Origin of the sequence: Methylobacterium variabile, from assembly GCF_001043975.1 — a bacterium.
Classification (GTDB): Bacteria; Pseudomonadota; Alphaproteobacteria; order Rhizobiales; family Beijerinckiaceae; genus Methylobacterium; species Methylobacterium variabile.
In genome coordinates this window covers 23,350-36,032 of record NZ_LABY01000102.1, presented here as the reverse complement: position 1 = coordinate 36,032, position 12,683 = coordinate 23,350, and the positions used below count along the sequence as shown (strand labels likewise).

Genomic DNA, 12,683 nt, shown 5'->3' with positions numbered 1-12,683 from the left:
TCCCGGGCCCTCGTCTTCGACGAGCCCCGGGATGACGCGGAGGGTGTCGAGGCCGTCGGATACCGGCAAAAAGGCTCTCAGATCGCCCGGTCGCGACCGGTCCAGTAGACGGCGCGAATGTCCTTCTTGCTGACTTTCCCGACGGCCGTCCGGGGGAGCACGTCCCAGAACTCGACCGACTTGGGCGCCTTCACGCTCCCGAGCGCCTCCTTGCAGCAGGCGATGATCTGGGCGGCCTCGACGGAGGCGCCGGGCTTCAGCTCGATGACGGCCTTCACCGCCTCGCCCCACTTGTCGTCCGGGACGCCGATCACCGCGCATTCCTGGACCGCCGGATGGCCCCAGATCACCTGCTCGACCTCGCTCGGGAAGACGTTGAAGCCGCCCGTGATGATCATGTCCTTCTTGCGGTCGATGATGGTGAAGAAGCCGTCCTCGTCCTTGACACCGATATCCCCGGTATGGTGCCAGCCGAACGTGGAGGCGTCCGCGGTCGCGGCAGGGTTCTTGTAGTATCCCGCCATGACGAGGTTGCCCCGCACCACCATCTCGCCGGGCTGGCCGGGCCCCAGGATGTTGCCGGCATCGTCCATGACCTCGACCGGCGTGAGGAGCATGGGGCGCCCGCAGCTCTTCAGCCGGCGGTCGAGCTGCGCTTCCGGGACGAGGTGCTCCGCCGCGGTCAGGCACGTGCAGAAGCAGGGCGCCTCGGTCTGTCCCCAGAACTGGACCATCACCGGGCCGAACACCGCGAGACACTGCTTCAGCTTCTCGACCGACATCGGAGCCGACGTGTACATGAAGCACTCGAGCGAGCTGAAATCCCGCTCCTCGAGCCTCGGATGGTTGAGCAGCATGTAGATCGCCGTCGGGGGCAGGTAGAGATGCGTGACGCGGTGCGTCTCGATGGCGGAGACGATCGCCTCGGCGTCGAAATGGTCATGAACGACGACGGTTGCTCCCATGGCGAAGAGGAGGAGGGCGAACGTTCCCGCCGCGTGGGTGATCGGCGCCACCACGAGGTAGACGGGCGGCCGGGTGCAGGGCACGATCGACAGGAGGTTCGCCGCCATGATCTCCCAGGTGAGCGGGGTGAACATCACGCCCTTGGGACGGCCCGTGGTGCCGCCGGTGCTGTAGATGCTGACGAGATCGTCGCGTCCGACCGTGATCGGCCCGGGATCGGCGGCTGTCCCGATCCAGTCCTCGAGGAACGGGCTCGCGCCGGTCCGGCCGTCGAGGCAGATCGTGCGGGTGACCAGGGGCAGGCCGCGGAGGGTCTCGGCTTCCGCCTCCAGGGCCGCGTCGTGGAAGATCGTCGTCACGTCGCAGAGCTCGGCGATGTCGGCGTTCTCGCTGACGTGGTTGCGCGGGTTGAGCGGCACGTAGACGGCGCCGGCCCGGTAGATCGCCAGCATGCATTCGAGCGCGCGCGCCGAGTTGGCGCCGTAGATGCTGATCTTGTCGCCCTTGCCGACGCCGTCGCGCAGGAGCGCTGCCGCGATCGCGTCCCGTCGGCGCTGCACGTCGCGGAAGCTGCGCGCGCCGCGCCCGTCGATCAGGCAGGTCCGGTCGGGGTAGAGTGCCGCGCCCCGGTCGAACAGCTTCGTCACGCCCACGGCCACTCTCCTCGCAACGTTGGTCGTGCCGGTCGGGGCACGGTCATGGATGGATCGTGATGGCGCCGGTGACCGTGCGCGCCTCCGCGGCCCGGTGCACGTCGCGGATGCGATCGAGGGCGAACCTCGCTCCGATCGGCACATGGACGCTGCCGTCCCGCATCGCCCGAAAAAGCGCCTCGGCGTTCGCGGCCCGGACCTCGGAGCGGGCGTTGTGCGGAAAGACCGAGGGGCGCGTCAGGAAGAGGCACCCCTTGGTGTTCAGAAGCTCGGGCGCGATGGCCGGCGCCGGCCCGGACGCCGCCCCGAAGACCACCACCGTTCCGAAGGGGGCGGCGCAATCGAGCGAGTCCATGAACGTGTGGCGTCCGACCGAGTCGTAGACGACGTCGGCCTTCCGGCCGCGGGTCTCCCCGAGCAGGCGCTCCGCCCAGCCGGCCCGGTTGTAGTCGACGACGACGTCGCAGCCGGCCGCCCTCGCGGCGGCGATCTTCGCCTCGCCCCCGACCGTGCCCATGACGGTGGCGCCGAGGTGCTTGGCCCACCGCGCCAGGATCGACCCGACGCCCCCGGCCGCCGCGTGGACGAGAACCGCGTGGGAGGGCCCGACCGCAACGGTCCGGTGGAGGAGGTACTGAGCCGTCAGCCCCTTGAAGAGCGTTGCGGCGACGGCGTCGTCGTCGAGATCGTCCGGCACGCGGATCAGCGTGTCGGCCGCCACGTTCCTGTGCGAGGCGTAGGCCCCGACCCCGGCATTCATCACGGCGACGCGCTCGCCGACCCGCACCGTCCCGACATCCGCCGCGACCGCCTCGACCGTGCCGACGCCCTCGAAGCCGAGCCCGCTCGGGAGCGGCAGCGCCCCGAAGCCCCGGCGCTGATTGACGTCGATGAAGTTGAAGCCGATCGCGTGATGCCGGATCCGCACCTCCCCGGGACCCGGATCCGGGAGATCCTCGAGGAGGACGTCGAGAACGTCCGGATCTCCGTAGGCGCCCATGCGGACGACGCGGCGTTTCGTCATGATGCTCTCCCCTCCCCGTCCGCGGCCGGCCTAATGGACCTTCTCCAGGATGGTGACGGCGCAGACCGCCTCGTCGAAGCCGATCGTCCCGCCGCCGTTCTCGGCCAGGGCGATCCGGGCGCCCTCGGCCTGTCGCGCCCCGGCCTCGCCGCGCAGCTGGGTGGCGAGCTCATGGATCATCGACAATCCGGTCGCCCCGACCGGATGCCCCTTCGAGACGAGCCCGCCGGAGAGGTTCACGGGCTTCGATCCGCCGAGCGCGGTCGCGCCGGAGGCGACGAAGTCGCCACCCTTCCCGTCCGGGCAGAAGCCCATCATCTCCGACTGGAAGATGATGCTGAACGACGTCGCGTCGTGGACTTCCGTGACGTCGACCGCGTCCGGCGTGAGACCAGCCATCCTGTAGGCCCGCTCGGCGGCAACCCGGCTCAGGCTCGGCTCGTCGAGCCGGCGGTACTTGCCGCCCGTCATGGTGGCGGCCCTGATCGCCACCGCCCGCTCCCGGATCTCCGGCGGCAGCCCCGCGAGGAAGCGCTCCGAGCAGACGAGCGCGGCCGCCGCCCCGTCGCCGATCGGCGCGCACATCGAGCGCGTCAGCGGATCGCTGACGACGCGGTCCTCCAGCGCCTGGTCGACGGACACGTCGAACTGATACTGCGCCAGCGGGTTGAGGCTGCCGTGATGGTGGCTCTGCGAGGCGGCGGTCGCGAGCTGGCGCCGCGTCGTGCCGTACTTCGCCATGTGGAAGGCGGCCTGCATGGCGTACGTGTCCATGAAGACCGTGCCGCCGCCGCCATTGGGATCGAAGGGCTTGCCGGCCACCTCGCCGGCGGCCTTGTAATAGGCCTTCCACTCGTCGACGTCGAACTGGTCGATGCCGCCCTCGAAGACCTCCCGGGTCTTGTCGGGATCGTTCTGCACGAAGGTCTTCTCGACGCCGATGGCGAGCGAGAGATCGGCGGTTCCCGACAGGATGTCCTTCCAGGCGCCGTGAAGGGCCATGGACGCGCTCGCGCATCCTCCCTCGACGTTGGTCATCGCGACCCGCTCCGGAAACAGTCCCTCGCGCACGAGCGGCGTGAAGCAGACCTGGCCGCGGATGTTGCGCTGCCCGAACGTGCCCATCCCGCAATTGCTGAACCACGCGTTCTCGATGGCGCCGCCATCGGGCAGGCCGGCGTCCTTCAGCACGGCCAGGTAGGCATCCCGGGTCAGGTCCTTGAAGCTGGACCCGGGATGCTTGCCGAACTTCGTGCAGGATGTGGCGATCACGTAGGCGGTCATCGGGGCACCTCCGGGGAGACAGGGTCGGCGGCGACGTCGTCGGCGATGACGCCGGCGCTCGTGAATCCGCCGTCGACGCACAGCACGTGGCCGCTGACGTAGCTCGCCTCGGCGCTGGCCAGGAACGCGACCGCGGCGGCGATCTCGTCCGGGGTGCCGTAGCGGGCGAGCGGGACCATGCGGGTGAAGGCGTCCCGCGTCCGCGGCGTGTGGTTCGCCAGCACCATGGGCGTGTCGACCGGCCCCGGCGCGACCGCGTTGACGGTGATGCCGAGCCCGCCGAGCTCGAGCGCCATCTGCCGCGTCAGCATGATGATCCCGGCCTTGGAGGTGCCGTAGGCCGTCCGGCCCGAACCGGCCCGGAGGCCGCTCACGGAGGCGATGTTGACGATCCGGCCGTAGCCGCGCTCCGCCATGATCCGGGCGGCCGCCTGGCCGCACAGGAACGTCCCGGTCAGGTTGACGCGCAGCACGCGCTCCCAGTCGCCGAGCGGCTGGTCCAGGAAGCGGTGGAGGCCGGCGATGCCCGCGTTGTTGACCAGGATGTCGAGGCGGCCGTAGCGCGCCAGGGTGGCGGCGAACAGGGCGTCCACCGAGCCCGCGTCGCCGACGTCGGTCGCGAGCGCGACGGCCTCCAGGCCGGCCCCGCGCAGCAACGCCGCGACGCCCTCCCCGAGATCCGCGTCGCGGTCGGCGACCACGATCGCCGCCCCTTCTTCCGCGAGGCGCCGGGCGATGGCCTCGCCGAGCCCCCCGCCGCTGCCGGTGACGATGGCCGTCCGGCCCGCGAAGCGGCCGGATCCGGCCGCCGGAACGATGCCCGTCATGTCGGTCAGCCCGTCGAGCAGGACATGCCGCCATCGACCACCAGCTCGGCGCCGGTGATGAAGCGGGCATCGTCGGATGCGAGAAACAGGGCGGCCCGGGCGACGTCCCAGGCGTCTCCCATCCGCCCCATGGGGACCTGCGCGTTGCGCTCGCGGACCATCGCCTCGCGGCCGCCCGGATACTCGTCCTTCATCGACGCCCACACCATGGGCGTGTCCATCAGCCCCGGCAGGATCACGTTCGCCCGCACACCCCTCTTGGCGTATTCGAGCGCGATCGTCCGCGTGAAGGGCAGGATCGCTCCCTTGCTCGTGCTGTAGGCGAGGTAGGGGATGCGCGCGTAGCGCAGCGCGGCGACGGACGACACGTTGACGATCGCCCCGCGCCCCTGCTTCTCCATGATCGGGAGGACCGCCCGGCACGTCAGGAACATGCTCTTCAGGTTGACCGCCATGACGAGGTCCCAGTCGGCCTCGCTCAGCTGCGTGGTGGCGGCCGTCCGGTTGATCCCGACGTTGTTGTGGAGGATGTCGATCCGGCCATGCGCCCGGAGGGTCGCCTCGACGAGCGCCTTGACGTCGGCGTCCCGCGCGACGTCGCCGACGAACGGCATCGCCGAGCCGCCCTCCTCCCGGATGAGGCGGCAGGTTTCCTCCGCGGCGGTCGGGTTGATGTCGAGCGCGACGACGGTCGCCCCCTCTCGCGCGAAGAGAACGGAGGCGGCCTTGCCGTTGCCCCACCCCTCCCCGATCGATCCCGCGCCGGTCACGATCGCCACGCGACCCTCGAGCTTGCCTGCCATAGCGGTCTCACTCCCTGTCTGGCCCCGACGCCGCCACGCCCGCAAGCGGCGCGAGATCATCCCTCGTCGACCCTTCCGACGAAGGGCCTGCACAGAAAAAGCACCTTGTCGGCCCCGATCAGAACAGCATTCGGGAATTGTATTCTTGAAAAGTCACAACATCGAGAAGGCATGCGGGCGGGCAGATGCCCCGCAGACCGGAACGGTCGCTTTCCACCGGCAGCAATCGTCGACGCTGCGGCCGGAGCCGCGCATCAGATCATCGATGAGCCGGAACGATCCCTGCCGGATCGGACCTTCCGTTCAAGCGAGGTCCGGGACAATCCGGCAGATCGGCGAGGCGCGTCCACGCGCGCGAAGATCACGATTCGTGACCATCTCGTTCCTCCCATGTGCTCTGGATCGGGCCAGAGTTCGTTGCACCGTCCCCGTCATGACCTGCAAGCCAGGACAGAGATGCGGTGTCACGTTGTGTGAAAATCTCCCTCTTGCCCGCAAGTGTGTCGACCAGTAGAAATACGGTATGGCTGCGTTTCGATCGCCGACCCTGCTCAGCCTCGACGACATTCCGGTTCCGGCCGTCGTCGGCAGCTTCCGCGTGATGAAGGACTGCAATTCGGCTTATTGCTCGCTTTATGGATATAATAAAGACGAACTTATTGGCAAGAGCTTTGGAATTCTCTATGTCGAACATCATGACTACGTCTCAAAATGGAAGAATTTTACCAAATCCGTTTCGGATGACGACATCTATCTGGACGAGCGCATCATGCGCCGCCGCGATGGCAGTCGATTCTGGTGCCGGGTGAGCGGTCGCCGCATCTCCTCCGACCCGTCGAGCACCGATTCTCTCTTCTGTGTGGAAAGCCTTCGTCGACCCGTGGACTGGGAGGGCCGGTCCCTGTCCGGACGACAGCGTGAGATCTGCTCGCTCCTCGTCCGAGGATTCTCGAGTCAGAAAATCGGCGAGGAACTCGGTCTCTCCGTCAGGACAATCGAGGATCATCGCTCCAGGCTGCTGCGGCAGGCGAATGTCCAGAATACCGCCGAACTCATCGCATGGTTCTGCGATGAAAGAAGGTAGGAATATCGTAAACTTTGTTTTCTGCTCGCGGTCGCCGGCTGCCTCGGTTCCCGTCGCATCCCAAGGCGTGAGAGCGGGACGGCCGCGTCCGCGCCGAGGTTGGCGATGGCTTCCGCACCGGAGGCCGCTCCTCCCTTGAGGCCGGCCCTTCCGGGCGGCGGGTCCGAGCACCGGCCCGATTGGCCAGGGGGCGAACCGTGCCGCCAAAGAGCACGGGCGGCATCCGCTAGCACTTCCTCAACATGTCGACGGCAAAAGCTCACCGGGCAACGTGGTCGTCGAGGGCTCACCTCCGTGAATATGCGTCCCTCTCTCGTTTATCGGAGCATCCTTCGGGGCCGGAAGGATCCCGCTCTCCGACGCGACGAGTTGCTGCCGGAACTCGTCTCGCACTCGGCCCGGGCGCGGCCGGACCACGTCGCGATCGTCTTCGGCGAGACCCGAGCCACCTATGCGGAGCTGGAGGCGCGAGCCGACCGGATCGCGCGGGCCCTGCGGGCGCGGGGCGCCGGCCCGGGGCGCTTCGTCGGCCTGTGGATGACGCGCTCGCTCGATCTGCACGTCGCGCTGCTCGGCATCCTCAAGAGCGGTGCCGCCTACATCCCCTTCGACGCCGACGCGCCGCCCGAGCGGATCGGCGAGTGCCTGGACGATTGCGGGTCCGACCTCGTCCTGATCGACGCCGTCACGTCGTTGCGGCTCGACCCCGCCCTGGCAGGCCGGGCGGTCCGGTTCGGGGTTCTCGCCGACCAGGCAGCGGACGGCCCGCCGGTCGACCTGCGGGGGGCGGGCGTCACGCCGGCCCATCCCGCCTACGCGATCTACACCTCGGGCTCGACGGGCAAGCCCAAGGGCATCGTCATCAGCCACGCCAATATCTGCCACTACCTGCGGGCCGGCAACGCGGTCTACGGCATGACCGGCGACGACGTGTGCTTCCAGGGGGCTTCGGTCGCCTTCGATCTCTCGCTGGAAGAGATCTTCATCCCCTACCTGGTCGGCGCGACCCTGTGGGTCGCCTCGCCCGTCACGCTCAGCGAGGTCGAGGCGCTGCCGGGCGTGATGCGGGAGGCCGGGATCACCGTCCTCGACACCGTGCCGACGCTGCTCGCGATGATGCCGGAGGACGTGCCGTCGCTCCGGATCATCATCCTCGGCGGCGAGGCCTGCCCGCCCTCGGTGCGGCAGCGCTGGTGCCGGCCGGGGCGCACCGTGTTCAACAGCTACGGCCCGACCGAGGCGACCGTGGTGGCCACCATCGACACGGTGACGCCCGACGCGCCGGTGACCATCGGCGGCCCGATCCCGAACTACAGCTGCTACGTCGTCGACGAGCGGCTGGAGCTCGTCGCCCCGGGCGAGGAGGGCGAGTTGCTGATCGGCGGTCCCGGCGTCGCCGCGGGCTACCTCAACCGGCCCGACCTCACGGCGGAGAAATTCATCGCCAACCCGTTCGGCTCGGACGGCGACGACCCGATCCTGTACCGATCGGGCGACGCCGTCACCATCGACCCGGACGGCCGGCTCCTGTTTCACGGCCGCATCGACGACCAGGTCAAGCTGCGCGGGTTCCGGATCGAGCTCGGCGAGATCGAGGCGCGGCTATCCGGCCTTCCGGGCGTGTCCGGCGCGGCGGTGGTCCTGCGCCAGGACGCAGGCGTCGACCGGCTGGTCGCCTTCGTGGTGCCGGACGGAGCCGCCCTCGACCCGGCGGCCCTGCGCACGGCCCTCAAGGCGCAGCTTCCGCCCTACATGGTGCCGGCGCATGTCGAGTCGGTCGCGGCCTTGCCGCGGCTGATCTCCGGCAAGACCGACCGCAAGGCCCTGCGGGCGCTCCCCCTCGCGGTCGGAGCCGAGGCCCAGGAGGAGCCGGGCAGCGAGACCGAGGCCGTGCTCCTCGCGGCCGCCCGGCCGCTCTTCCCGGGACAGGTGATCGCCTTCGAGGCGGACTTCTTCAACGATCTCGGCGGCCACTCGCTGCTGGCCGCCCGCTTCCTCGCCGCGGTGCGCGAGACCCCGCGCCTCGCGAACCTCACCCTGGAGGACCTCTACGGCCTGCGCTCCCTGCGGGCGATCGCCGCCCGCCTCGACGAGCGGGCCGCAGCAGGGAGCGGCGGCCCGCTCGTCGACCTCTCCTTCGCGCCGCCGCCCCGGATGCGGCGGATCCTGTGCGGCCTCGCCCAGGCGGCGTGCCTGCCGTTCCTGCTGCTCGGCCGCCTGGGGCCGTGGCTGACGATCTTCGTCGCCTACGAGCTGATCACCACGGACGAGGTCATCACCCTCCCCGAGGTGCTGATGCTGCTCGGCGTCTACGCCGCCGTGACCTTCGCGGTGACCGCGACGGCGATCCTCGCCAAGCGCGCCGTGCTGTGGCGGGCGACGCCCGGGCGCTACCCGCTCTGGGGCGCGTACTTCTTCCGCTGGTGGCTCGCCAAGCAGTGCGTCAGCCTCACGCATCTCTCGCGCATGCAGGGGACGCCGCTCGCCGCCTTCACCCTGCGGGCCCTCGGCGCGCGCGTCGGGCGCCGCAGCGTCGTCAGCGGCCTCGAAGCCGGCGCGGTCGACCTCGTCACCGTGGGCGATGACGTGACGCTGGGCGCCAAGCTCTGCATCGCCAACGCCGAGGTCGTGGGCAACGAGCTGGTCATCGGCCCGGTCGCGATCGGATCCTCGGCCTATATCGGCACGTCCTGCGTCATCGGCCACGACGTGACCATCGGCGAGGGCGCGGAGCTCGCCGACCTGACGGCGATCCTGCCGGGCACCCGCGTGGCCGCCCTGGCCCATTGGGACGGCGCGCCCGGCCGCCCGGTCGGCACGGTCGATCCCGCCGCCTGGCCGGCGCCCGTCCCGGAGCCGGCTCCGGCGGTGCAGGCGGCCCGCACCGCCTACTACGCCCTCATGATCCTGCTCATGCCGGCGCTGGCGCTGCTGCCCATCTTCCCGGCCTTCTACCTGTTCGACCGCTACGACACGGTGCTGCAGGCCCTGGTCGGCATCGACTATCACTGGTTCCTGCCGGTCCTGACCTGGCCGACCGCGATGCTGCTGGTCCTCGGCACCGCGCTCCTGGTGACGGCGATCCGCTGGTGCGTGCTGCCGCGGCGGGTGAAGGAGGGAGCCTACTCGATCCATTCCGGGCTCTACCTGCGCAAGTGGACGGTGGGCCTCGCCTGCGACGTGATGCTCGACACGTTGAGCTCGCTGTTCTCCACCGTCTACATGCGCCGCTGGTACCAGCTGATGGGCGCCCGGATCGGCCGGGACACGGAGGTCGCGACCAACTTCTCCGGCCGCTTCGACACGATCGAGATCGGCGACCAGTGCTTCGTCGCCGACGAGGTGGTGATCGGCGACGAGGACATCCGCCGCGGCTGGATGACGGTCCGCACGGTCCGCACCGGCGCCCGGGTTTTCCTCGGCAACGACTCGGTGCTGCCCCCCGGCGCCGACGTTCCCGACGGGTGCCTGATCGGCATCAAGTCGAAGCCCCCCGCCGACGTCGCCCTCGAGCCCGGCGAGATCCGGTTCGGCAGCCCGCCGCTGCGCCTGCCGGTGCGCCAGCGCTTCGACGATGCCGCCGCCGGCATGACCTTCAGGCCGTCCGCCGGGCGCCGGCTGCTGCGGGCGACGTTCGAGCTGTTCAGCGCCTCGATGCCCACGATGATGTTCATCACGCTGGGCACCTTCGCGGCGGAGTACGTGCTGTTCCCGGCCCTCGAGCACCAGAGCCCGGCCGTCTTCCTCGCCCTCTTCATCGCCACCGGCACCGCCTGCGCGCTGATCCTCGCCGGCGCCGTGCTCGCCCTGAAGTGGCTGATGATGGGGGCCTACCGGCCCGGCAACCACGGCCTGTGGTCCTGGTGGGCCCTGCGCAGCGAGGCGATGACCACGCTCTACTGGGGCACGGCCGGCGCGATCCTGCTCGACAGCCTGCGCGGCACCCCGCTCCTGCCGGCCGCCCTGCGCCTGCTCGGGGCTGAGATCGGCCGCGGCGTCTTCCTCGACAGCACCGACATCACCGAGTTCGACTGCGTGCGGATCGGCGACTACGCGGCGGTGAACGCCACCGCGAACCTGCAGACCCACCTGTTCGAGGACCGGGTGATGAAGGTCGGCCCGATCGAACTCGGACGCGGCGTGAGCGTCGGCGCGCTGACGACCGTACTGTACGGCGCGCGGGTCGGGGACTTCGCCCGGCTCGGGCCGCTCACCATCGTGATGAAGGGCGAGGCGATCCCCGCCGACACCGAGTGGGCCGGCGCGCCGGCCCGCCTGATGCCGCAGGCAGGCGCGGCCTGACCGGCGCCGCCCTCCCCCTCGTCCCGGTTCGGCGTGGTGCGCGATGAAGCGGATTTTCCGGGCCACGCGAGTCCCGGCCTGCCTCCGGCTGGCCCTGCCTGCGGCCTGCCTCGCCCTCGGTCCGGCGCCGGGACTGGCGCAGATCGCCTCGCCGGCGGGCGAGCTGCTCGACGCGACCGAGCCGCGGACCGATCCGCGGATCGCGCGGCGCGCCGAGGACGCGGGCCGCAGCGGTCCGCTCGCCGCCTGGGCGACGGAGACGGCGGCGCAGGGCCTGACCTTCGACGCCACCGCCTACAGCTTCTACTCCGCCAACCCGACCCTCGGCCTGCGCCCCGGCCAGCAATCCCATGCCGCCTACCTGGTGCTGAGCATGAGCGCGGACCTGGAGCGGATCGCCGGCCTCGCGGGCGGCACGATCAACGCCACGCAGAGCGTGTTCGGGCTGGTGCACAACCTCGGCATGGCCGACGCGATCGGCGACAGCGTCGCCGGCTATCAGCCGGCCTACAACCCGTACCCGACGCGCCTGTCGCTGCTGACCTACCAGCAGCGCCTCCTCGACGACCGCCTGGTGCTCGAGATCGGCCGGACGCATCCCGACCGCTACTACGCGCTGCCGCCCTGCGGGACGATCAACACCTGCTACCAGAGTCTGCTGGCCCTCAACGCAGGCTGGACCTCGAGCCTCTACGCCGTCTGGGGCGCCAACGCCACCTACAGGCTGTCGCCGTCGGCCTACGTCCAGGCCGGCGTCTTCAGCGTCAATCCGGACACCAACCGGCTCAGCGGCTTCGAGTGGGGGTCGGAGCGGATCGCCGGCGCGAGCGTGATGACGGAGGTCGGGATCCAGACCGACTACGCCACCAGCCTCTATCCCGGACGGGTCTCCCTCACCGGCTTCGTCAACACCGCCGACCACGAGGACAGCATCCGGACGATCGCGGGCCTGACGAGCGGCCTCGAGGGCGACCCCGCGACCTTCCGGAAATCCGGCACGTCGGGCGTCGTGCTGACGACGAGCCAGACGGTGTGGCGGGCGGATGGCGGCGCGGACGCGGGCGCCCGGAACCCGACGGCCCTCACGCTCTACTCGGGCACCGGCCTCGCCCTCGACGCCTCGGTCTCGGTCCGCTTCAACAGCTTCGCGGGCCTGCTGCTCACGGGGCCGGACCGCGACCGGCCCGACGACACCTACGGGTTCAAGCTGAGATGGCAGCGCCTGAACCCGGCCTTCGCCGCGTTCCTGGGCGAAGCCAACCGCGTCTCGGGCGGAACCGGCCAGCCCTACCCCCGCGACAAGCTCGTGGTCGAGGCCAATGCCCGGTTCGAGCTCGGCCATGGCGTCGGGTTCGAGCCGGTGCTCCAGTACGTCGTCAACGCCGATTCGTTCTACGAGCCCTACTCGGCCCGCCGGGCGAAGGACGGGGTCTTCGTCGGTGCGTCGCTGGTCGTGCCGCTGGGTACGATGCTGGGGCTGGCGACCGAGTGAGCGATGCGGCGGGACGGCACGCGGCGAAGGTCCGGGGCAGGCCCGGAGATCCGACACCCCGACTTCACTCCGCCGGCCGGACCGCTCGGGCCGAAGCGGCCTCGGTTGGACGGAGAGAGGATGCTGGAGCGGCAGCGCGAGAGGATTGCGAGGGCAGTGGGACCCTACAAGGACGGGGATCCGACGGCGAGGGCCAGGGCGCATGAGGTGGGGGACTGCACGCTGAGGGGCCGAGCATGGTCCAAGTT

Annotated in this window: 8 protein-coding genes; 3 read left to right on the top strand and 5 right to left on the bottom strand. The window is 70.2% G+C overall.

What is annotated here, in order from left to right; genetic code table 11:
- Positions 1-77 precede the first annotated feature (77 nt).
- Genes VQ02_RS15700 through VQ02_RS15680 form a run of 5 tightly spaced genes read right to left on the bottom strand, consistent with a single transcriptional unit; the run spans position 78 to position 5,557 of the window.
- Positions 78-1,619, bottom strand: a complete 1,542-nt coding sequence (locus tag VQ02_RS15700) for an AMP-binding protein (protein WP_048445138.1) — start codon at positions 1,617-1,619, stop codon at positions 78-80.
- Positions 1,620-1,662: 43 nt separating this feature from the next.
- Positions 1,663-2,643, bottom strand: a complete 981-nt coding sequence (locus VQ02_RS15695; RefSeq protein WP_209437029.1) for a quinone oxidoreductase family protein — start codon at positions 2,641-2,643, stop codon at positions 1,663-1,665.
- 30 nt (positions 2,644-2,673) lie between these two features.
- Entirely contained in the window at positions 2,674-3,927 is a 1,254-nt protein-coding gene (locus VQ02_RS15690) for a thiolase family protein (protein ID WP_048445136.1), read from the bottom strand.
- On the bottom strand, positions 3,924-4,754 hold the full coding sequence (locus VQ02_RS15685) for an SDR family NAD(P)-dependent oxidoreductase (protein ID WP_048445135.1): 831 nt from the start codon (positions 4,752-4,754) through the stop codon (positions 3,924-3,926). Before VQ02_RS15685 ends, VQ02_RS15690 begins: the two co-directional genes overlap by 4 nt.
- Positions 4,755-4,759: 5 nt before the next feature.
- Positions 4,760-5,557: an SDR family NAD(P)-dependent oxidoreductase gene (locus tag VQ02_RS15680; RefSeq protein ID WP_048445134.1), complete on the bottom strand. Its 798-nt coding sequence runs from the start codon at positions 5,555-5,557 to the stop codon at positions 4,760-4,762.
- 523 nt (positions 5,558-6,080) lie between these two features.
- Here VQ02_RS15680 and VQ02_RS35700 point away from each other — a divergent pair.
- The 3 genes from VQ02_RS35700 to VQ02_RS15670 all read left to right on the top strand — a co-directional run bounded on the left by VQ02_RS35700 (position 6,081) and on the right by VQ02_RS15670 (position 12,435).
- The gene (locus VQ02_RS35700; RefSeq protein ID WP_083469241.1) at positions 6,081-6,641 is read left to right on the top strand and encodes a LuxR C-terminal-related transcriptional regulator; all 561 of its coding nucleotides are present in this window, start codon (positions 6,081-6,083) and stop codon (positions 6,639-6,641) included.
- A 369-nt stretch (positions 6,642-7,010) separates the two neighbouring features.
- Positions 7,011-10,943, top strand: a complete 3,933-nt coding sequence (locus tag VQ02_RS15675) for a Pls/PosA family non-ribosomal peptide synthetase (protein WP_245239746.1) — start codon at positions 7,011-7,013, stop codon at positions 10,941-10,943.
- 43 nt (positions 10,944-10,986) lie between these two features.
- Positions 10,987-12,435 carry a carbohydrate porin gene (locus VQ02_RS15670; protein ID WP_048445132.1) on the top strand — a complete coding sequence of 483 codons (1,449 nt, stop codon included), beginning with the start codon at positions 10,987-10,989 and terminating at the stop codon, positions 12,433-12,435.
- Positions 12,436-12,683 lie beyond the last annotated feature (248 nt).